Source organism: Ruegeria sp. HKCCD6428 (assembly GCF_013110595.1).
Lineage (GTDB): Bacteria > Pseudomonadota > Alphaproteobacteria > Rhodobacterales > Rhodobacteraceae > Ruegeria.
This window is the reverse complement of record NZ_WVQX01000010.1, coordinates 54,987-74,008: the sequence shown is the minus strand read 5'-3', so window position 1 is coordinate 74,008 and position 19,022 is coordinate 54,987. Positions and strand designations below refer to the sequence as shown.

25 protein-coding genes are annotated in these 19,022 nt (G+C 58.4%); 14 read left to right on the top strand and 11 right to left on the bottom strand.

What is annotated here, in order from left to right; all coding sequences use genetic code 11:
* The first annotated feature begins 13 nt into the window (after positions 1-13).
* Genes flgG through GS620_RS18645 form a run of 4 tightly spaced genes read left to right on the top strand, consistent with a single transcriptional unit; the run spans position 14 to position 2,462 of the window.
* Positions 14-799 carry a flagellar basal-body rod protein FlgG gene (gene flgG / locus GS620_RS18660; RefSeq protein ID WP_171617375.1) on the top strand — a complete coding sequence of 262 codons (786 nt, stop codon included), beginning with the start codon at positions 14-16 and terminating at the stop codon, positions 797-799.
* Positions 799-1,215, top strand: a complete 417-nt coding sequence (flgA, locus tag GS620_RS18655) for a flagellar basal body P-ring formation chaperone FlgA (RefSeq protein ID WP_171617374.1) — start codon at positions 799-801, stop codon at positions 1,213-1,215. Before flgG ends, flgA begins: the two co-directional genes overlap by 1 nt.
* Entirely contained in the window at positions 1,215-1,946 is a 732-nt protein-coding gene (gene flgH, locus GS620_RS18650; RefSeq protein ID WP_152459754.1) for a flagellar basal body L-ring protein FlgH, read from the top strand. Before flgA ends, flgH begins: the two co-directional genes overlap by 1 nt.
* A 9-nt stretch (positions 1,947-1,955) precedes the next feature.
* Complete coding sequence (locus GS620_RS18645; protein ID WP_171617373.1) at positions 1,956-2,462, top strand: flagellar basal body-associated protein FliL; 507 nt, start codon at positions 1,956-1,958, stop codon at positions 2,460-2,462.
* Positions 2,463-2,495: 33 nt separating this feature from the next.
* On the opposite strand, the gene GS620_RS18640 is transcribed toward GS620_RS18645, so the two are convergent.
* The 8 genes from GS620_RS18640 to GS620_RS18605 all read right to left on the bottom strand — a co-directional run bounded on the left by GS620_RS18640 (position 2,496) and on the right by GS620_RS18605 (position 9,664).
* Positions 2,496-2,882, bottom strand: a complete 387-nt coding sequence (locus GS620_RS18640) for a hypothetical protein (RefSeq protein ID WP_171171800.1) — start codon at positions 2,880-2,882, stop codon at positions 2,496-2,498.
* Complete coding sequence (gene flhB, locus GS620_RS18635) at positions 2,879-3,967, bottom strand: flagellar type III secretion system protein FlhB (protein WP_171617372.1); 1,089 nt, start codon at positions 3,965-3,967, stop codon at positions 2,879-2,881. Before flhB ends, GS620_RS18640 begins: the two co-directional genes overlap by 4 nt.
* Positions 3,964-4,737, bottom strand: a complete 774-nt coding sequence (locus GS620_RS18630; protein ID WP_171617371.1) for a flagellar biosynthetic protein FliR — start codon at positions 4,735-4,737, stop codon at positions 3,964-3,966. The genes flhB and GS620_RS18630 overlap by 4 nt, the downstream gene beginning before the upstream one ends.
* The gene (gene flhA, locus GS620_RS18625) at positions 4,734-6,761 is read right to left on the bottom strand and encodes a flagellar biosynthesis protein FlhA (RefSeq protein WP_216597951.1); all 2,028 of its coding nucleotides are present in this window, start codon (positions 6,759-6,761) and stop codon (positions 4,734-4,736) included. Before flhA ends, GS620_RS18630 begins: the two co-directional genes overlap by 4 nt.
* A gap of 69 nt (positions 6,762-6,830) precedes the next feature.
* Complete coding sequence (locus GS620_RS18620) at positions 6,831-7,529, bottom strand: transglycosylase SLT domain-containing protein (RefSeq protein WP_371809828.1); 699 nt, start codon at positions 7,527-7,529, stop codon at positions 6,831-6,833.
* Positions 7,530-7,602: 73 nt separating this feature from the next.
* Positions 7,603-8,031, bottom strand: a complete 429-nt coding sequence (locus GS620_RS18615) for an Lrp/AsnC family transcriptional regulator (RefSeq protein ID WP_152459759.1) — start codon at positions 8,029-8,031, stop codon at positions 7,603-7,605.
* Between the two features lie 52 nt (positions 8,032-8,083).
* Positions 8,084-9,403: an MFS transporter gene (locus GS620_RS18610; protein ID WP_152459760.1), complete on the bottom strand. Its 1,320-nt coding sequence runs from the start codon at positions 9,401-9,403 to the stop codon at positions 8,084-8,086.
* Between the two features lie 3 nt (positions 9,404-9,406).
* Entirely contained in the window at positions 9,407-9,664 is a 258-nt protein-coding gene (locus tag GS620_RS18605; RefSeq protein WP_171206378.1) for a metal-sensing transcriptional repressor, read from the bottom strand.
* A 133-nt stretch (positions 9,665-9,797) separates the two neighbouring features.
* Here GS620_RS18605 and GS620_RS18600 point away from each other — a divergent pair, with 133 nt between their 5' ends.
* The 7 genes from GS620_RS18600 to ptsN all read left to right on the top strand — a co-directional run bounded on the left by GS620_RS18600 (position 9,798) and on the right by ptsN (position 14,581).
* Entirely contained in the window at positions 9,798-10,412 is a 615-nt protein-coding gene (locus GS620_RS18600) for a ribonuclease D (protein ID WP_152459762.1), read from the top strand.
* The gene (locus GS620_RS18595) at positions 10,409-11,377 is read left to right on the top strand and encodes an SIS domain-containing protein (RefSeq protein WP_171171788.1); all 969 of its coding nucleotides are present in this window, start codon (positions 10,409-10,411) and stop codon (positions 11,375-11,377) included. Before GS620_RS18600 ends, GS620_RS18595 begins: the two co-directional genes overlap by 4 nt.
* A gap of 29 nt (positions 11,378-11,406) precedes the next feature.
* The gene (lptC, locus tag GS620_RS18590) at positions 11,407-11,988 is read left to right on the top strand and encodes an LPS export ABC transporter periplasmic protein LptC (protein WP_253283988.1); all 582 of its coding nucleotides are present in this window, start codon (positions 11,407-11,409) and stop codon (positions 11,986-11,988) included.
* 3 nt (positions 11,989-11,991) lie between these two features.
* Complete coding sequence (locus tag GS620_RS18585) at positions 11,992-12,483, top strand: LptA/OstA family protein (RefSeq protein ID WP_371807913.1); 492 nt, start codon at positions 11,992-11,994, stop codon at positions 12,481-12,483.
* A complete protein-coding gene (gene lptB / locus GS620_RS18580) occupies positions 12,483-13,241 on the top strand; it encodes an LPS export ABC transporter ATP-binding protein (RefSeq protein ID WP_152459766.1) in 759 nt (252 codons plus the stop codon). Before GS620_RS18585 ends, lptB begins: the two co-directional genes overlap by 1 nt.
* Positions 13,242-13,493: 252 nt before the next feature.
* Positions 13,494-14,057 carry a ribosome hibernation-promoting factor, HPF/YfiA family gene (gene hpf / locus GS620_RS18575; protein WP_171120161.1) on the top strand — a complete coding sequence of 188 codons (564 nt, stop codon included), beginning with the start codon at positions 13,494-13,496 and terminating at the stop codon, positions 14,055-14,057.
* 59 nt (positions 14,058-14,116) lie between these two features.
* Positions 14,117-14,581, top strand: coding sequence for a PTS IIA-like nitrogen regulatory protein PtsN (gene ptsN, locus GS620_RS18570; protein ID WP_117872900.1), 465 nt, complete (start codon positions 14,117-14,119; stop codon positions 14,579-14,581).
* A gap of 55 nt (positions 14,582-14,636) precedes the next feature.
* On the opposite strand, the gene GS620_RS18565 is transcribed toward ptsN, so the two are convergent.
* On the bottom strand, positions 14,637-15,152 hold the full coding sequence (locus GS620_RS18565) for a CAP domain-containing protein (RefSeq protein ID WP_171120163.1): 516 nt from the start codon (positions 15,150-15,152) through the stop codon (positions 14,637-14,639).
* Positions 15,153-15,321: 169 nt separating this feature from the next.
* Between GS620_RS18565 and GS620_RS18560 the strand changes: the two genes are divergently transcribed.
* Together GS620_RS18560 and GS620_RS18555 are read left to right on the top strand one after the other, a co-directional pair.
* The gene (locus GS620_RS18560; RefSeq protein WP_152459769.1) at positions 15,322-15,921 is read left to right on the top strand and encodes a L,D-transpeptidase; all 600 of its coding nucleotides are present in this window, start codon (positions 15,322-15,324) and stop codon (positions 15,919-15,921) included.
* A gap of 139 nt (positions 15,922-16,060) precedes the next feature.
* A complete protein-coding gene (locus GS620_RS18555; RefSeq protein ID WP_117870963.1) occupies positions 16,061-16,243 on the top strand; it encodes a hypothetical protein in 183 nt (60 codons plus the stop codon).
* A gap of 71 nt (positions 16,244-16,314) precedes the next feature.
* On the opposite strand, the gene hemH is transcribed toward GS620_RS18555, so the two are convergent.
* Both hemH and GS620_RS18545 read right to left on the bottom strand, forming a co-directional pair.
* Positions 16,315-17,364 carry a ferrochelatase gene (gene hemH / locus GS620_RS18550; protein WP_171171784.1) on the bottom strand — a complete coding sequence of 350 codons (1,050 nt, stop codon included), beginning with the start codon at positions 17,362-17,364 and terminating at the stop codon, positions 16,315-16,317.
* Positions 17,365-17,419: 55 nt separating this feature from the next.
* A complete protein-coding gene (locus GS620_RS18545) occupies positions 17,420-18,250 on the bottom strand; it encodes a methyltransferase domain-containing protein (RefSeq protein WP_171617369.1) in 831 nt (276 codons plus the stop codon).
* Between GS620_RS18545 and GS620_RS18540 the strand changes: the two genes are divergently transcribed.
* Entirely contained in the window at positions 18,201-18,995 is a 795-nt protein-coding gene (locus tag GS620_RS18540) for a ComF family protein (protein WP_171617368.1), read from the top strand. The two genes, GS620_RS18545 and GS620_RS18540, sit on opposite strands and share 50 nt — an antisense overlap.
* Positions 18,996-19,022: the final 27 nt, after the last annotated feature.

Genomic DNA, 19,022 nt, shown 5'->3' with positions numbered 1-19,022 from the left:
AGGAGAGTTAGATATGCGGGCCCTTAAAATTGCCGCCACCGGGATGACAGCACAACAGATGCGGGTTGAGACGATCTCGAACAACCTCGCGAATATGAATACCACCGGCTACAACGCCCGACGGGCCGAATTCGCCGACCTGCATTATCAACAGATGGCGCGGGCCGGCACCGTGAATGCGTCGGACGGAACGGTTCTGCCCACGGGTATTCAACTGGGTCTGGGTGTGCGACCGGCAGCGGTGACAGTGCAATTGGAACAAGGGGCCTTGTCGGCCACCGGGAGCGATCTGGATGTTGCAATCGAAGGTCGCGGATATCTGGAGGTGACCTTGCCCAGCGGTCAGGCCGCGTATACGCGCGACGGCAGTTTGAAGCGGTCGGCAGAGGGCCTGATCGTCACCTCTGACGGGTTTGCGGTTTCGCCGGAAATCACCATCCCTGACGATGCGCGTTCTGTTTCGATCAACGCGTCGGGCGAAGTCTATGCGTATTTTGACGATTCCCCCGAAGGTCAGTTGCTTGGGGAGTTTGCGCTGGCCAGTTTTTCGAACGCCAAAGGCCTGGAAGCCGTCGGAGGCAATCTGTTCAAGGAAACCGAAGCTTCGGGTGCTCCGGTTTTGGGTACGCCGGGCGAAGACGGTCTGGGAACTTTGCGGCAGGGTTATCTGGAAGACAGTTCGGTTGACGCCGTTCGCGAAGTTACCGAGCTGATCGAAGCGCAACGCGGCTATGAGATGAATGCCAAAGTCATCACGGCGGTGGACCAGATGATGAGCGCGACAACGCAGGTACGGTGATGCGACATCTGGTTCTTTCTCTGGTGCTTATGGCGCCAATTGCCGCCCAGGCTGACATTGTGGTGCCGACACGCACGATCCGGGCCAAGGAAGTCATTTTTGCGGCCGATCTCGAGTTGAAGCCAACAGATGTTGCCGATGCAATTTCAGACCCTGATCTTCTGATCGGACAAGAGGCCCGGGTGGCGCTCTACCCCGGTCGGCCAATTCGCGGCTCTGATGTCGGGCCACCTGCCATCGTGGATCGAAACGATCTGGTCGTGCTGGTGTTCAGCAGCCAACCCTTGTCGATCACCACCGAGGGCCGGGCCTTGGGGCGCGGCGCGGCGGGGGATCGCATTCGGGTCATGAACCTTTCATCCCGAACAACCGTAACAGGCCGAATCCGTCCGGACGGTCAAATCGAGGTACAGTGATGCACGGATTGCCAAAAACCCTTGTCCTGACGGCTTTTGCCTTGTCCGCATGTGGACGAATGGATCATTTGGGCAAACCGCCAAGTTTCACACCCAACGAGGATTCCCCGGAACAGGTTGCAATGTTGTGGCCGGGTTTGCCATTGCACACCCAACCCCAGCGAAACGTCGACCGGTCCTCTTTGTGGAGCGGCGGGCAGCATTCGTTGCTGGGCGACCAGCGGGCGATCAAGAAAGGCGACATCCTGACCGTCGTCATCGAGCTGGACGAGAAGGCAGAAATTTCGAACAATACCAGACGATCCAGATCTGGGTCCGAGACCCTCGAAGTCCCCAGCCTCTTCGGCCTGCCTCAGCGCGTGCAAAAGAACCTGCCCCAGGGCGCGTCATTGGATGAAGCCGTTTCGATTGAAGCGGATTCCTCGAGCTCTGGCCGGGGATCCGTCAGGAGAAACGAAAAACTGACTCTGCGTGTTGCCGCAACAGTGCTGGATGTGTTGCCGAACGGAGTTCTTTCAATATCGGGATCGCAGGAGTTGCGGGTCAACTTCGAACTGCGAGAGCTTCTTGTGACGGGATATGTCCGCCCGCAGGACATCTCGCGGCAAAACGAAATAACCTATGACAAAATCGCGTCAGCGCGCGTGTCATATGGCGGCAGAGGCCAGATAACGGATGTCCAGCAACCCCGCTATGGTCAGCAAGTTCTTGATTCCCTTTTGCCGTTCTGAGGTGAGATCGTGGTCGCGAAATTGATTCCCGTGATTTTTCTGATTGTTGGACTCGGCGCGGGTATTGGCGCGGGTCTGGTTCTTGCACCTGCAAAAAAACCTGAAACTGCCGTTGCCGAAAAAGAAGCAGTCAAAGAGGATAAGTCGGCCGGCAAAAAAACCGGGAAATCAAAGGAAAAAGGCGAGGGGGAAAGCTTTGGTTATCTGAAAATGACCAAGCAATTCGTCGTCCCCGTTGTAAAAGACGACCAGATCGAAGCCATGGTAACGCTGTCGCTGAGCCTTGAGGCGAACCCGGACATTACAGAAACCTTTTATGCAATCGAGCCTAAACTCAGGGATGGCTTTCTTCAGGTTCTTTTTGACCATGCAAACACGGGCGGCTTTGACGGGACTTTTACAGAATCCGGGAACCTGGATGTTTTGCGGAATTCCTTGCTGGAAGTGGCGCGCAAAGAATTTGGCGACGACGTGTCCAAAGTGCTGATCCTGAGTGTAAACCGACAAGACAGCTGACACTGACCGGCCCGATACGTCGGGTCGGTCAAGCTAGGGCCCGAAGTGCTTTTTGGCATTTGCTTTTCGGTTTGCCTGCTGAACTTTCTTTCGCAATTTTTCCACCGCTTGTTTTCGCCCAAAGGCAGTACGTAAAGCTTCCATTCCGGCCAGTTTCTGCGCGCGCGTTCGTGCCAGTTGCAGGTTCAATTGTCTCCGCGTCGCGGACTCCCAACTATTCCAGAGAACGTCGGTCCCTGAAACCTGATAGCCTTCGACCTTGGTGCTGTCTTGGCGCGCCTGACGGAGTTGACCGTCCAATCTGGCAAGTTGCTGCTTGATCCGTGCCTCGGCCTCCAGGATCGGTCGCAGCGCTTGAAACTGCTTCTGAAACGCTGCGTTGGTCACTTTTTCCAGATCGGGTAATTGCGTATGAGTCATCGAACTTGCTCCTTCGCGCGTTTTCGCATCGCTTCGGCAAACCGGATCGCGGCGGCAACAGGACGATAGTGCTCTTCGGCGATCTCCTGACCTATGTCCACGGTCGCGTGAAGGGCGCGAGCTGTGGGAGGGTCTGAATGGATCGGAACGCCTGCTTCTCCTGCGGCGGATCGGATGGTGGCGGCGATTTCGTCCACCCCTTTGGCAACGCAAACCGGGGCGCTGCCGGCAACCCGTGTCCATTTAAGCGCCACAGCATAATGGGTGGGGTTTACGATCACGACATCCGCGCCTGGAACATCTGCCAACATTTGGTTGGTTGCGATTTCCTGTGCGCGCTGGCGCCGGTGTTGTTTGACATGAGGGTCGCCCTCGGCATCCTTGGTTTCATCCATGATCTCCTTGCGCGACATACGGTTCTTGCGCATGTGTTCGGCATATTGCCAAAGGAAATCGACGACCCCGATGGCCAGTGCGATTCCGATCACGATGAACAGAAAGCGAAACAGCAGGTTCATCATGAGCAGAATGGATGACTTTGCCGGTGCCGCGCTGGCAGACAGAATCTCGGTTAGATTGGCTTTCAGAAAAAGCGCAAGGCAGGTGCTGTAGATCAACAGTTTGGTGGTGCTTTTGGCAAACTCGAACAGGCCACCCCGCCCGAACTTGTTCTTTGCGTTCGAAACCAGAGAGATACGCGAAAGTTTTGGTTTCAATTTGCTCGGGGCAAAGATCAGCGCGCGCTGGGCGATCAAGTTCAGCAGAACAGCCGCCGCAGGAAGGCAGAACAGCAAAGCAACAGGCAGCAGGGCACTTTTCAAAACCCCCGCAACCGGAGCATGCGATGGCCCATCCGTCAGAAGCCGTGCAAATGCGTCGGACTGATCGATCAGAACCATGAACCCGGTGCCCATATGCTCGACGCTGTATTGACCGACTGTAAGCAGGGCGATCAGAAGCCCGGTATATGCCGCCACAACCGACAAGTCGTTGGATTTTGGAACCTCACCTTTCTCGCGCGCCTTCAGCAGCTTTTGCGGTGTCGGCTCGTATGACTTGTCGCTGTCGTCATCACCTGCGCTCATCTTTGCGCTCCCATCGGGTTGGTGAAGAAGGCAACCAGCGCGTCAGCCCACACGGACAGGATCAGCGGTGTGCCGGCGAACAGCAGAAACAGCCCGGCGAAGGTGATTGCAGGAGCACCAACGAAGGCCACCATCAGCTGGGGCATTGCCCGGTTGATGACCCCAAGTGCCAGGTTGTAGATCAAAGAGGCGATGACGAACGGCGTTGCCAGTGCAAAAGCCAGCCCAAAGCTGTTGGCGACCTGATGCAATCCCCAGCGCGACGCATCTGCGGCATCAGGTGCCAGCCCTATTGGGAACAGGGCATAACTCTGGATCAGGAACTGCGCGGCCCGGATGTGCAGGTCCATGATTACGGCAAGTGTCAGCCCTGCCAGGGTCAGCAGGTATCCCATGGCGGGGACCGGATCGGCCGCCGCGCCACCCAGCAGTTGCGACAATGACGTGGACTGAGCCGCAATAGACCCCGCGGTTTGCAGCGCGAGAACGAACAGGCGCAGGCCTATCCCCAGGACAAGCCCGATCAGAACTTCGGTGCCGACCAGCCGCACGGTCGCCCAAAGGCTGGGATCAATTCTGACGGGGGGCGCAGCGGGCAGTATGATCAGCGTAAAAGCAACGGAAGCACCAAGCTTTACCCGTGTCGGGATACTGCGCTCGCCGAAAGCTGGAAGCAGCGAAACAAGAGCGGAGACGCGCAGAAACACGACAAAGGCCTGCCAGATTGCTTCGGCCAGCTGCGACAGCATCTCTGGCGGCAGGGCAATCACGCTGCAACAGTTCCGACCAAGGCAGGTTTGGCTTCCAGCCCGATTTCTTCGAAGGACAAAACCGGGTTGGACACGCCGCGTGCCTGCATGACGGTGCGCAGCAACCGACGGCGCCGGGTCGAGGTCACGACGGCCGGAAACAGACCGTTGTCAGCGGATTTGGCGATGGTGCTCACGACTCCGTCGGCCAGTTTGTTGAACACGTTCGGGGGCAGCGCGACATCCATGCCGGTATTTGGGGCGTCAATCTGGTAAGAGGCGAATGTGTCCTCCCATTCCGGGGCCAACTGGATCAGAGGGATCGAACCATCCTCGCGCTTCATGTCCGCGACCAACTGAAAGCCAAGACGCTGACGCACAAGTTCACAGATGCCTTCGGGCTGGGTTGTGGTCAGCCGCGCCTCGGCGACACTTTCAAGAATCAGCGCCATGTTCCGGATCGACACACGTTCGTCGAGCAACAGGCGCAGAACAGCGTGCAACGTGTCGATCGGCACTTTGTCGGGGATCAGTTCATCCAGCAGCTTACGGTTGGCTTCGGCGCGTACCGGGTCGCTCAGGCGGGTCATTTCCGACAGCAGGCGCCGGAGGGATTTCAGTGTCAGCAGGCGCGAGAAGTTCTGTTTGATGATCTCCAGCAGATGGGTTGCAAGAATCTCGGGCGGTGAAACTATGGTGGCACCGCTCAGCGCGGCGTCCTCCTGATCTTTCGGCAGGATCCAGCGCGCTGGAGCACCATAGACCGGCTCGGTCACGTCATTGCCCTCCGGCAGCAGGTCAAACCCGTCCTGCACGAGCGCCAGGATGAGATCGGGATGCAAGACACCGCGTGCCTGTTCGACGCCCTGAACCTTGATCACATACGTTCCGGTCGGCAAGTCGGCGCGGTCGGTCAGGCGGATTTCGGGCAGGATCAGGCCAAAGGTCGACGCCACATAGGTCCGCATATTGGCAATACGGGCGTCCAGCCCCGTGCCAGGATTCAGAACCATGCTGACCAGATCCGGAGCGAATTCCAGATGGACATCATCCAGGTCCAAGATGTCGCCGATAGCCTGGGATGTCGGCGCTTCGGTTTCGGTCGAGGGCAGGTTTGCCGACGCGTCTGCGTCTTGCTGCTTTCGGTGAACATTGTAAGCCGCATATCCCAGAATGGCCGCGCCGAGGATGAACGGCAGAAAAGGAAGACCGGGCACCAGAGCGAACAGGACCATGAGCACCGCCACGGTGGACAATGCTGCCGGGTGGCGGCCAAGTTGAGAAAAGATGGCGTTGTCCGTGGCCCCCTGCGTGCCGCCCCGTGCCAGCAGCAGGGCGGACGCAATGGAAATGATGACGGCGGGAATTTGGGACACCAACCCGTCGCCGACGGTCAGAATGGCATAGGTTTCGAATGCCGAGGCCAGAGGCATTCCATGTACGACGACGCCCATGACCAGGCCCATGACAAGGTTCAGCAACGTGATCAGAAGCCCGGCGACAGCGTCACCTTTCACGAATTTCGACGCACCGTCGAGCGAACCGAAGAATGTCGTCTCCTGCTGTTCCAGCTCTCGCCGTTCCTTGGCCTGCTGATGATCGATTGCCCCGGCTGACATGTCGCTGTCGATCGCAAGTTGTTTGCCGGGCATCCCGTCCAACGCAAAGCGCGCGCCGACTTCGGCCATGCGGGCGGCGCCTTTGGTGATGACCATGAAATTCACGATCAGCAGCACGCCGAACACCACCAGGCCAAGAAAAATACTGCCACCCATGACGAAACTGGCGAAACCTTCGATCACGTCTCCTGCCGCATTCGGGCCGGTGTGCCCCTGCCCGATGATCAATTTCGTCGACGACACATTCAGCGACAGGCGCAACATCAAAGACGCCAGCAGAATCGTCGGGAAGGACGAAAAGTCCAGCGGGCGTTCAATGAACAGGGTCAGGGTGAAGATCAGGATGGCCAGCGCAAAGGAGGCCGCCAACCCCACGTCCAGAACCCAGGCTGGCATGGGCAGGATCATCATGACGATGACCGTCATCAGCGCAATCGCCAGCAGGACAGTAGGCGAAAACAGCGACTGGATGTTTACCTTGGGCACGCGAAGCTCCTAGTTGAAGGCGATAAACGCGGTTGCGGCGCCTGCGGCTGGCACCAGAGACCCAAGCGCGCCGGTGCGGGGCGAGGCTGTCGGAATGGAGATCAAGGGGAGGCCGGCCTCGGTGAACGGATCCCGAGACGTGCCCGCAACCCGGGTTCGGGGGGCCCCTTCAAGCTGTGCCAGCACCGTTTGAAACCGCTCTTTGTAAGCTTCGGCAAGGGGTGTCGTGCGGGAATGATAAGCCCCCGTGGCTGCGGGCCACGATCCAAGCTCGGCATGGAGTTCATTCAGGAACCGGGCGGCGTAGGTCGCGTTCTCATCTGGATCGAACATCGCGTCGATCGAACGGAAGGCTTTGCCGTGCCAGCGATAATTGATCTGAAAACAGCCGACATCAAAGCTGCGGGTGCCCGATTTGAAGATTTTGAACGCATAGGCCTTGGCTTCGACCTCGGACTTGAACCAGTATCCCTGACCGCCGACGTTGATCGTCCAGGGCCAAGGCTGCAACCGGCCGTCCAGCCTGCGCCCTGTTTCAACGCGCGAGATAGCGCGGAGCACGTCCAGGGGCACGCCTTCGGACAAAGCGGCGCGCCGCGCGGCATGATCGCACAGGTCACCGGTTTCGGCATCTGGCATGGCAAACCCTGCCTGCGCCAAAAGCACGTGCACCAACATGAGCAACAGCGGGAACTTCTGATTTGGCATTCTGCCGGTCCGGGATTCTGATCTCTCCCGGCCAAGCTAGCCAACGATCGGTTTACAGAGAGTTATCGCCGCTTCAGTTTCGATCTATCCTGCGCCCGAAAACAACGCTGGTATTGGTGCGCAAGACACCGGGAATTTTCGCCAGGTCATCGACCAGAATGTCCAGATCCTCCAGCCTCGGCGCCTCTGCGGACAGCATAAGGTCGAACTCTCCGTTGATCGACAGGCACAGTTTGACTTCGGGGTAGGCTTCGAGCCGCTTGATGATCCGGCTGGTTTCCTTTTGCTGCACTTCGAGCATGACGATGACCTGCACTTTCGGGGTGTCTTCGGTGGACCCGAGGCGCACGGAATATCCTTCGATCAGGCCGCGCTGTTCCATCCGGTTTATTCTCTCGTGCACGGTTGTCCGGGCCACACCCAGCGTGGTCGCAATCTGCGTGGTCGAGGCGCGCGCGTTGGCTTGCAGGGCGGCGATGATGCGACGGTCAAGCTGGTCCATTGGGGCTCTGGTTTGTGGTCATTGCGGGTTGAGATCAGGTCCAAGCGCCCGCTCAGGGTTCGCGCGGGATGCGCGGGTGCAGATCGTCGATGATGATCGGATGCGCGTGCGGGCCCGACCCGGCCAGATGTGGATGATCGGGCGGCAGGTCGGGGTGATCATGGGTGATCGGTTCCTGGTCGAGGCGCGGCCACAGGCCGATTGCACCGACGACGCCCGCCACGGACAGCGTCGCCATGCTGCTGAGTGTGACGGTCGGGCCGAACACCGTCATCAACCACCCCGCCAGCGGGTAAAGAACCAGCCAGCAACCATGCGACAGGGTAAACTGTGCGGCGAAGACGGCTGGGCGATCCTCGGGGTGGGCCGACCGGGTCAAAAGGCGGCCCGAAGGTGTCAGGGTGGTGGAGTATCCAAAACCGGTGAATGCCCACAACGCGGTCAGCAACCCGAGCGACAGAGGAGCAATTGCGGCCAACATCGCGGCGACGGCCATGGAGCCAGTGGCAAAAACGGCGCCCGCGACCATGACCCGACGGTCCTCGATCCGGTCCAGAAGGCGGGGCAAGGTAAAGGCTGCAAGCATCGACCCGCCCCCGAAACCGGCCAGGGCAATGGCCACCGCGCTTTCCGACAGGCCAAGATTGGCGCGCACGATGACCACAGTGTTCACGATCACCATCGAGCTCAGGGCCGCTGCACTCCAGCTGAGCGCAAGCAGTCCGCGCAACCTGGGTGTCTTCAGATAGATACGTATGCCGCGTGTGGTGCGGTCATAGATGCCGCGGGGTCGGCTTGGCTTAGGTGACGGAAGCACGACCGAGACAACCAGCATTGCCGATGCGACAAAACCAAGCGCGGTACCCCAGAACAGGCTGTTGAAGCTGACCAGCAGCAGCAATGCGGCGGCGAACATCGGACTCAGCAGGCTTTCCAGATCGTAGGCCAGGCGTGACAGTGACAAGGCACGCGTGTATTCAGCTTCGTCTGGCAGAACGTCCGGAATCGTGGCCTGAAAGGCGGGCGTAAAGCCCGCCGACGCCGATTGGAGCACGAAGATCAGCACGTAGATTTGCCAGACTTCGGTCACGAACGGCAGACATACTGCCACCGCAGCGCGGATCAGGTCCAGCACGACCAACATCTTGCGACGATCCAGACGCTCGGCAAAAGCAGCGGCCAGCGGTGCAACGGTGACATAAGCCACCATCTTGATCGTCAGTGCCGTGCCAAGGACAAGGCCCGCAGCATTCCCGGCCAGATCAAAGGCGAGCAGCCCAAGGGCGACCGTGGCCAGCCCGGTTCCGGTCAGGGCGACGATCTGGGCGGCGAACAGGTGGCGGTAGGTGCGGTGTTTCAGAATACTCAGCATGGCTCAGAGGTACTTTGTAATCGCCTTGAAGTCTTCGATCCCGCCGCCATCGTCGTCAGCGGACAGGCAGTGTTCGATATGATCATGAATCAATGCGCGTTTAGCATTGGTGACGGCCTTTTCTACTGCAAACAACTGTTGGGCGACGTCCGAACAGGGCGCGTGCTCCTCGAGCATGGCAATGACCTTGGCCAGGTGCCCATGGGCCCGCTTCAGCCGGGCCGTAATCTGTGGATGTGACTGGTGGGCGTTGTCTGACATGGCTTATCCGTATCCCCCCGATGGGGATATGGTCAAGGATTTGGCATCGAATGGCCCGCGACTTTCGGACGGCGTTGAGTTTGGAGACCAAACCGCCTATCTCGGAGGCGATATCGCACAAAGGACTAGTCGCGTGGCGAACCATTTGTACAAAAACGATCTGCCGGATGGGCTGGATCTGGGCCCGGTTGTGGCCATTGACTGTGAAACCATGGGGCTGAACCCGCATCGCGATCGCCTGTGCGTGATTCAAATGTCAGGCGGTGACGGAAACAGCCATATCATCCAGGTGGACAAGGGCCAGACCGAAGCCCCGAACCTGAGTGCCATGCTGGAAAACCCCGATGTCCTGAAGCTGTTCCATTTCGGGCGGTTCGACATCGCCGCGATGTATCACACCTTTGGTGCCCTGGCCGCGCCGGTTTACTGCACCAAGATCGCCAGCCGGCTGGTGCGCACCTACACCGACCGCCACGGGTTGAAGAACCTGTGCCAGGAACTGATCGGCGTGGATATCTCGAAACAACAGCAGATGAGCGACTGGGGCGCTGAAACCCTGACCGATGCTCAGCTGGACTATGCGGCCTCGGACGTTCTTTATCTGCACCGCCTGCGCGACGAGTTGAACAAGCGACTGGCGCGCGAGGGCCGGACCGAGATGGCGCAGGCCTGTTTTGATTTCCTGCCGATGCGTGCGAAGCTGGATCTCGCCGGTTGGCCCGAAACGGATATCTTTGCACACTCATGACCGACACCGAAGCATTCCTGAGAACCGCCCGCCAGGTCGTCACCGACGAGGCCCGCGCGCTGGACGTGCTGGCCGACAGCCTTGACGAGCATTTTGCAGAGGCGGTGCATCTGATCCTGAAAGCCACCGGGCGCATCATCATCAGCGGCATCGGAAAATCGGGCCATATCGGCCACAAGATTGCCGCCACTCTGGCCAGTACCGGAACGCCTGCCTATTTCGTGCACCCGGCCGAGGCCAGCCATGGCGATCTGGGCATGGTTTCCAAAGGCGATGTGGTGCTGGCGATTTCGAATTCGGGCGAAGCGCCCGAGCTGGCCAACCTGCTTGCCTTTACGCGCCGCTTTGGCATTCCGCTGATCGGGCTATCCAGCAAGCCAGAAAGCACGTTGATGAAACAGGCCGATGTGCATCTGCTGATACCGTCGATGGGCGAGGCCTGCGGTTTCGGCATGGTGCCTTCGATCTCGACGACGCTGACCCTAGCCATGGGCGATGCGCTGGCCATTGCGCTGATGAAGTATCGCGACTTCCGCCCCGAGGATTTTCGCGCCTTCCACCCCGGCGGAAAGCTGGGTGCACGGCTGAGTACGGTGCGTGACCTGATGCATACCGGCGACGCCTTGCCTCTGGTCGCGGCGAACACCCCGATGAGCGACGCGCTGATCGAAATCAGCCAAAAGGGTTTCGGCGTGGCCGGTGTAACGGATGCGCAGGGGCATTTGTCGGGCATCATTACGGACGGTGACTTGCGGCGACACATGGACGGTCTGCTGGACAAAACGACCGAGCAGGTCATGACCGCCAATCCGACCACCATAACACCGGACGCATTGGCCGAAGAGGCGGTGGCGATCATGAATGATCGCAAGATCACTTCGCTGTTTGTGGTCGACGAGGCTGCATCCGGGCAGGCGCTGGGTCTTCTGCATATCCACGACTGCTTGCGCGTCGGTCTGGGCTGAGGGAGGCCGAATTGGACAGGTATTCCCGCATGGTACAGTTCCTGAAGGTTCTGTTGCCGCTTGCGGCCATTCTGATGCTGTCCACAGTGTTCCTTCTGTCGCGCAGCATCGAAACCAACGTAACGGTGCCATTCGCCGAAAAAGACATTGACGAGCGGTTGGCGCAACAGGTGGTCACACAGCCGAAGTACCGCGGGACAACCCGCAAAGGCGAAGATGTCCAGATCGAAGCTATCCAAGCCAAGCAGGGCGACGAAGACGAAACCCCGAACGCATCCGAATTTCGGGGCCGTCTGGGGCTTCTCAGTGGTGGAACGATATTTCTGGATTCCAATTCAGGTTTGATCCGCCCTGATGAGCGTACGGCAACTTTTGTCGGCGACGTGGTGATTACCACTGCCGACGGACTTCAAGTCACGACTGACCTGCTCAACACGTCGCTGGACGAAATCCGGGGCGACACGCCGGGGCGGGTGAACGGAACCGGGCCGATCGGCAATTTTTCCGCCGGACGCATGACCTTTGGGACTGAAAAAAAGGACGGACCGGTCCATATTGTTTTTACAGACGGCGTGAAGCTGGTATACGAGCCTGAAAAAGCAGAAAGATAACCTGTGTTCGATTTTCGTTTTGTTCCTTTGTGCCTTGCTCTGTTTGCAGGTGCCGCAACCGCGACAGCGCAGGAGGCGCAGGTGGCTTTTGGTTCTGCAAATGCCGACCCGAGCCTTCCGGTCGAGGTCACGTCCGAAACGTTGAACGTCAACCAGGAGGACGGTTCTGCCGAATTCCTCGGAAATGTCGTCGTCATTCAGGGTGAAATGCGGCTGACTGCTGAGCGGGTTCTCGTGATCTACAACGAGGAACGCTCGGCGATTGAACGGATGGAAGCCACCGAGAATGTTGTTCTGGTCAGCCCGCCGGACGCGGCAGAGGGCGATTGGGCGGAATACACGATCGATTCCGGTGTGATCGTCATGAAAGGCAATGTCTTGCTGACGCAAGGCCCCAGCATCATCAGCGGCGATCAGATGAACGCCAATCTGACAACGGGCACAGCGACCATGACCGGGCGCGTCAAGACGATCCTTCAGCAGGGAAACAACTGATGGCGCGACCCGACTTGTCAGTGGCCGAAGGCAATTCCGGGCTGCGCATCGAGAAACTGCGGAAATCCTACCGTAAGAAAACGGTGATCCGCGATGTCTCGATGACACTGGACCGGTCCGAAGTCGTTGCCCTGTTGGGACCCAACGGGTCGGGTAAGACCACGACCTTTTATTCCGTGGCGGGGCTTGTTTTCCCAGAGGCCGGCAAAGTCACGATTGACGGCCAGAATGTTACGACGTTGCCGATGTACCGGCGTGCGCGGATGGGCATCGGTTACCTGCCGCAGGAGATGTCGATCTTTCGCGGCATGAGCGTCGAAGACAATATCGCTGCGGTGCTGGATATCACGGTTCCTCATGCTCACAGGCGGAAAGAACGGCTGGAAGAGCTGTTGTCAGATTTCTCGATCGAACATCTGCGCCGCGCGCCTGCTCTTGCCCTTTCCGGCGGTGAGCGCCGCCGCGTTGAGATAGCGCGATGTTTGGCCGCAGACCCGAAATATCTTTTGTTGGACGAACCATTTGCGGGTGTTGATCCGATCAGCGTCGGCGATATCCGGCATCTGGTTGCCGACCTTAAAAAACGGGGGATCGGTGTTCTGATCACCGACCATAACGTGCGGGAAACGCTGGAAATTGTCGACCGCGCCTATATCCTGCATGACGGGCAGGTTCTGATGTCGGGCACACCGGACGAGGTCGTCGAGAACGAGAATGTCCGCCGTGTCTATCTTGGCGAAAACTTCCGTATTTCATAGGCTTGTTATGGTCTGCGTCGGATGCATGGCGGAAATCGCGTATATACACACCTGTTTTGATTGACTCTTCCGTCGTCTCTTGCCTCAATTGTCCCATGGCATTTACCCGGTTCCAGTCTGGAGATCGTTGTCCCTTCGTTGAAGGGCTCGAGTTAAGACAACCGCGGAAAGTGTCTCGACCCCCCACCCGATAAAAACAAGTTCGTCGCGTAACGTGACGTCAGAATGGGTGTGAATTGTGAAGGAGATCACATGCGTTACCAAATCAGCGGAAAACAGATCGACATCGGTGCGGCGCTTCAGACTCACGTGCAGACCGAATTGGGCGAGGTTGTGAGTAAATATGCTCAGCGGCCTACCGATGCCAACGTCGTCTTTTCCCGTTCAGCGCATGAATATGTATGCGAAACAACAGTGCACCTGTCCACCGGGCTGACCGCTCAGGCCAAGGCGCATGCAACCGAAATTTATGCGGCGTTCGAGGCATGCTGCGACAAAATGGAAACACAGCTGCGGCGCTACAAACGTCGTTTGAAGGACCACCACAAGGATCGGTCCGAGCCGGTTGAACTCTTTGGGGCGTCCTCTTATATCCTCGCCTCTGACGAATCGGACGCGGCCGATGAACCCGAATCGCTACAGCCCATGATTGTGGCTGAGATGGAAACAAAAATCCCATCTTTGAGCGTTGGTGAAGCCGTGATGCAAATGGAACTTGCCGGTGCCCCGGTGCTGGTGTTCAGAAATGAGAACAAGGATGGATTGAACGTCGTGTATCGTCGCGAAGACGGTAACATCGGCTGGATTGATCCTTAACAGGCAAGGATACGGGGCCGCACCCGCCGACGCGGGTGCCGTGCCTATGGAGCGTGATCATGGAGCTTTCGAGCATACTGAAGCCCGAAGCAGTGCGTGTACTATCCGCCGCTTCCAGCAAGAAGCGGTTGTTTCAGGAAATCGGCGATGTCGCAGCCGCCAATCTGGGGCTCGATTCTCAGGCCGTCGTCGACTGTCTGCTTGAACGGGAAAGCCTGGGCCCGACCGGCGTGGGGCATGGCGTGGCGCTTCCGCACGCGCGTTTGCCCGAGCTGGATTCGGTTTCGGGCGTATTCGTTATGCTGGAAAAGCCCATCGACTTTGGATCGGTTGATCGTCAACCCGTGGACATCGCCTTTGCACTGTTTGCACCGGAAGAGGCCGGCGTCGATCATCTCAAGGCGCTGGCCCTTGTGTCACGTACGCTGAGGGACACCTCGGTGTGCACCAAGCTTCGGGCGAACCCCGATCCGGTCAAGCTTTATGCGATCCTGACCGAAGCGCAGTCCATGCAAGCAGCGTAATCTGAAAAAAAGCCCCCGGATTTCGGGGGCTTTTTTGTGTGTACGGTGATCGGGGTCAGCCGCCGGTTCCCATTTCCAGCGTCCACCAGATTTTCCCGCCTTTTTCCTGATGCCAGGCGAACCCCATCTGCGTGGCCTTGGGGTCCATGATCACGGCGCGCGGTCCGGGTTCCTGCATCCAAGCGGCAAGGGTTTCGGTTTCGGTTTCGTAGGTCTCGGAAATTGCTTCACCGAGGAACGTGCCGAAATATCCGACCCGTGCAGCCCGATCGATCGGAGAGGAGCCGTCGGACCCGAAGTGCCAGGGCCGGTTCTGTCTGGCCATGTCCTTGGAATGGGTCGCCGCTGCCGCGTTCAACTGCGCGTTCAGCTGGACAGGCTGCAATCCTTGGGCCTGACGCAGGGCATTGACCGAATCAACCATACGGAACTGCAACTTTTCCGGGTTGCCGCGAATTTTGTAGACCGTGGGCAGCGGGCGACCGTCTGCACCGATGGTCGTGGTGCCGGTGTCTGTACATGCCGCCAGCGCGACAAAGCAAATCAAGAGTAAAGAAACGATACGCGTCATGATCGACCTGGTTATTGTGTCATTACAGGGCATAGCGCGCCTGACAGCTCTGAGCAAACGCGCAATAGCCTAAACTTGCGTGATTCTGCCGGTTTGATTTGCGACTGAAGCATTCTGGCAATAGAATGTCACGGATTTCAGACCTCACTTGAACACAGGACCCGTTGTCATGGTCAAAAAGCGCATTCAAACGTCCACACGCAGGGGTTTTCTGGCTGGGGCCACTGCAACGCTGGCAACACCCGCACTGGCGCAGTACATCCCCGGTGATCCGCTGCGCCCTGCACCCGAACCCGAACCGTCGGTGCGCCGCAACGTATCGGGTTTCCGGGCGCTGGATTGGCAGCCGTACTTTTCGAACACCAGAAACGGTGCCATTCTGGTCGATACCGTGTCGCGCGCGCTGCACTATTGGTCAGATGATCAAAGTATATACAAACTCTACCCTTCATCGGTTCCCCTGACCGAGGAACTGACCCGCCGGGGGCGTACCAGCGTGATCAGAAAGGTTGAAGGGCCCAGCTGGTCTCCGACACCGTCCATGAAAAAGCGAAACCCGGAATGGCCTGACTATATCCCTCCGGGGCCGGATAACCCGCTGGGAACACATGCTTTATACCTGAGTTGGAAGTACTATCGCATTCACGGAACGCACGATACGCGAAAAATCGGACGCCGGTCGTCGAATGGCTGTATCGGTCTGTTCAACGAAGACATTGCCGAGCTGTTCTCGATGGCGAAGGTCGGCACGCAAGTGTTGCTAATTTGACGACATTTTCGTGTGGGAACCCGCTTAGCGGTCAAGTTGCAATTGCATTCCAGCGTCAATGCTGATTAGAAAAAACCACGAGGTAAGTCTTAGATGTGTGGTTCCGGGCATTGGAACTGCGCAAATTCTGGAGGTTAATATGAAGAAACTCGTTCTCGCTGCTGCACTGACTGCTGCTGCTTCGACCGCTTATGCTGGTAACCTGGAAGAGCCGGTTGTTGAAGCACCTGTTGTTGTAGAAGAAACTCAGGGTTCGTCGCAGGGCATCCTGCTGCCGCTGATCCTGCTGGTCGTTGTTGCTGCTGCTGTTGCTGCAAGCTAATCCGACACGGAATTCATGAAAAAGGCGGTGGAGCAATCCACCGCCTTTTTTGTTTCCCAAGGCTGTGCAGGTCAGTCCAGCCAGCCGCGCAAGTTTTCTTCGATCACTGTGCCCAATGCAGCTATGTGCGCCGCATCGTCATTGAGACATGGAATATAGGTGAAGGTTTCGCCGCCCGCTTCTTCGAAGCTTTCCTTGATCTCTTCGTTGATCTCTTCCAGCGTTTCGATGCAGTCGGCCGAGAAAGCCGGCGCGATGACCGCTATGTTCTTTTTGCCCTGTTTGGCCAAATCCGCCACATGATCCACTGTATAGGGTTTCAGCCATTCCTCGGGGCCGAATCGCGACTGGAACGTTGAAACCAGTTGATCGTCAGACCATCCCAGCCGTTCCTTCAGCAGCCGTGTCGTCTTGGCGCACTGGCAATGATAGGGGTCACCCTGTTGCAGATACCGTTCCGGCATCCCGTGATACGAGCAGACCAGAATATCGGGTTTTATCTCCGCCGCTGCATAAGCACGTTCAACGGATTGCGCCAGAGCGTCGATATAGGCGGGTTGGTCGAAATAGGCCGGTACGGTTCGCGTGGCAGGCTGCCAGGCCTCATCCATCAGTGCACGAAAGAACTGGTCATTGGCGGTGGCCGTGGTTGCGCCCGCGTATTGTGGGTAAAGCGGGAAGAACAGAATACGGTCACAGCCCGCGGCAACCATCTCGCGCACTTTGGATTTTGTTGACGGGTTGCCGTAGCGCATGCAGAAATCGACCATCACCTGATCCCCATACCGATCCTGCATCGCGTCGCGCAGCTTGGCAGTCTGGTCCTTGGTGATCGTCATCAGCGGGCTTTCGCCCTTCTCGTGATTCCAGATCGATTTGTAGGCTTCACCCGAACTGAATGGCCGTTTGCTGAGGATGATTCCCTGAAGAATCGGTTGCCATTTCCATTTCGGATAGTCGATGACCCGCTGATCCGACAGAAACTCGTTCAGATAGCGACGCATCGGCCAATAGGTGTAATTGTCCGGTGTGCCCAGATTGGCCAGCAAAATGCCAACACGGCCCATCTTGACCTTGGGATGGTCGGCAGGGGCATGAGCGGGACGAGTGGCATCAAACATTGGGCATTCCTGAATTTTCGTGTTCCGACCTGAGATAAAGGGATTTGGTTGCGCGTCAATCCGACAGTTTGCCCTCTTCCGTGCGCAGGGCATCTGCCAGGCGCATTTGGGCTGACCCCGGGCGCAGCGGCTTTGGTTGGCTGTCATCGGGGGACCAACCGGTCAGGCAAATCAGTTCGAAGGTTGCGGCAAGACGGCCTGTTTCCGTCGAAAAGTGATCCGAATAGACGCGCTGCGCGGCTTCGAACACTCTGCGTCGGGTCGGACATTTCAACCGGGCAGCCAGAGCGTTGGTCTCACCCATGTCCCTCAGATCATGCATCAGGTGCCAGATATCGCGGTATTCTGCCGTCAGCGGTACGGCATCGGCCACTGGCAATGCCAGACCGGCCCGTTGCAGCAACCCACCCAGATCGCGCAGTTCGGCCATGGGGACGATGCGGGGGCTGAGCCCGCCCGTGACTTCGATTTCGGCCTGACCCAGCGCGGCGCGCAATTCGTGAAGGGTCTCACCCCCAAGGCATACAACAAGAAGCAACCCATCCGGTTTCAAAGCCCTTTTGCATTGGATCAACTGTCCGACCGGGTCATTGGCGCAGTGCAGCGCCATCGCATGAACTACCAGATCATGCGCGCCGGGTTGCAGCGACAGCACATCGTCATCCGCGACAATGGCGGCATCCGGAAAAACGCCTGCCCAAAGCTGTGGGAAAGGGGTCACAACCGCAGGTGCCGTAAAGGTTCTGTTAACCATGGAGAGCCGATCCTGAACCTCATCAATGGCGGCGCGGTGCAAGAAAAGGGCGTCGTCCTTCGCGCGGGCGCGATGATGCAGAATGGCGTTACGGTCGAAAAGAGAGGGTGCGGTGGGCTCGGGCAGTTTCATAGGTCGCAAGTATCGCATTGCGCAGCGGATTCAAACTGCCCTTGCACTGATCTACCCGCCGCGTTGCATGAGCTGCGGAGAGCTGACGGAATCCGATTTCGGCCTGTGTGGGGCGTGTTGGCGGGATACGCCGTTCATCGGTGGCACGGTTTGCGAAAGCTGTGGTGTGCCCGTGATCGGAAGTGCAGACAGGTTCCGGACCGAGTGCGACGATTGTCTGAAAACCCCTCCGCCCTGGAACACGGGCCGCGCTGCGCTGATGTATGATGGGAAGGCGCGGTCACTTGTTCTGGCCTTGAAGCATGGTGACCGGACCGAACTGGCCCGCCCCGCTGCCCGTTGGATGGCGCAGGCCGGACGCGATCTGCTGCGTCCCGGGATGGTGATTGCTCCGGTGCCGTTGCATTGGTCACGCCTGCTGAAACGGCGATACAATCAGTCTGCGCTGCTGGCGCGCAACCTGGGGCGAGAAACCGGGTTGGACTACGTGCCGGATCTGCTGGTGCGCAAACGGCGGACCCCTGTGCTGGACGGAAAGACCGCGCGGGAAAGGGGCGAAGCCTTGGCAGGCGCAATTGACATCCACCCAAGGCGGGCGCTGCATTTGAAGGGGCGCGATGTCCTGCTGGTGGATGACGTGATGACATCCGGCGCGACGTTGGCGGCGTGCACGCGTGCGTGTCAGGCCGCAGGGGCAAATCATATTTTCGTGTTGGCACTGGCGCGCGTTGCCAAGGATGCCTAATTCGCCCAAGATCGCACGAAACCCAAA

Coding starts and splice junctions, on each gene's coding strand:
- flgG (WP_171617375.1), top strand. CDS start 14: ATGCGGGCCCTTAAAATTGCCGCCACCGGGATGACAGCACAACAGATG.
- flgA (WP_171617374.1), top strand. CDS start 799: ATGCGACATCTGGTTCTTTCTCTGGTGCTTATGGCGCCAATTGCCGCC.
- flgH (WP_152459754.1), top strand. CDS start 1,215: ATGCACGGATTGCCAAAAACCCTTGTCCTGACGGCTTTTGCCTTGTCC.
- GS620_RS18640 (WP_171171800.1), bottom strand. CDS start 2,882: ATGACTCATACGCAATTACCCGATCTGGAAAAAGTGACCAACGCAGCG.
- flhB (WP_171617372.1), bottom strand. CDS start 3,967: ATGAGCGCAGGTGATGACGACAGCGACAAGTCATACGAGCCGACACCG.
- flhA (WP_216597951.1), bottom strand. CDS start 6,761: ATGACGGTCATCGTCATGATGATCCTGCCCATGCCAGCCTGGGTTCTG.
- GS620_RS18620 (WP_371809828.1), bottom strand. CDS start 7,529: ATGCCAAATCAGAAGTTCCCGCTGTTGCTCATGTTGGTGCACGTGCTT.
- GS620_RS18615 (WP_152459759.1), bottom strand. CDS start 8,031: ATGGACCAGCTTGACCGTCGCATCATCGCCGCCCTGCAAGCCAACGCG.
- GS620_RS18610 (WP_152459760.1), bottom strand. CDS start 9,403: ATGCTGAGTATTCTGAAACACCGCACCTACCGCCACCTGTTCGCCGCC.
- GS620_RS18605 (WP_171206378.1), bottom strand. CDS start 9,664: ATGTCAGACAACGCCCACCAGTCACATCCACAGATTACGGCCCGGCTG.
- GS620_RS18595 (WP_171171788.1), top strand. CDS start 10,409: ATGACCGACACCGAAGCATTCCTGAGAACCGCCCGCCAGGTCGTCACC.
- lptC (WP_253283988.1), top strand. CDS start 11,407: ATGGTACAGTTCCTGAAGGTTCTGTTGCCGCTTGCGGCCATTCTGATG.
- lptB (WP_152459766.1), top strand. CDS start 12,483: ATGGCGCGACCCGACTTGTCAGTGGCCGAAGGCAATTCCGGGCTGCGC.
- hpf (WP_171120161.1), top strand. CDS start 13,494: ATGCGTTACCAAATCAGCGGAAAACAGATCGACATCGGTGCGGCGCTT.
- ptsN (WP_117872900.1), top strand. CDS start 14,117: ATGGAGCTTTCGAGCATACTGAAGCCCGAAGCAGTGCGTGTACTATCC.
- GS620_RS18565 (WP_171120163.1), bottom strand. CDS start 15,152: ATGACGCGTATCGTTTCTTTACTCTTGATTTGCTTTGTCGCGCTGGCG.
- GS620_RS18560 (WP_152459769.1), top strand. CDS start 15,322: ATGGTCAAAAAGCGCATTCAAACGTCCACACGCAGGGGTTTTCTGGCT.
- GS620_RS18555 (WP_117870963.1), top strand. CDS start 16,061: ATGAAGAAACTCGTTCTCGCTGCTGCACTGACTGCTGCTGCTTCGACC.
- hemH (WP_171171784.1), bottom strand. CDS start 17,364: ATGTTTGATGCCACTCGTCCCGCTCATGCCCCTGCCGACCATCCCAAG.
- GS620_RS18540 (WP_171617368.1), top strand. CDS start 18,201: ATGGCGTTACGGTCGAAAAGAGAGGGTGCGGTGGGCTCGGGCAGTTTC.
- GS620_RS18545 (WP_171617369.1), bottom strand. CDS start 18,250: ATGAAACTGCCCGAGCCCACCGCACCCTCTCTTTTCGACCGTAACGCC.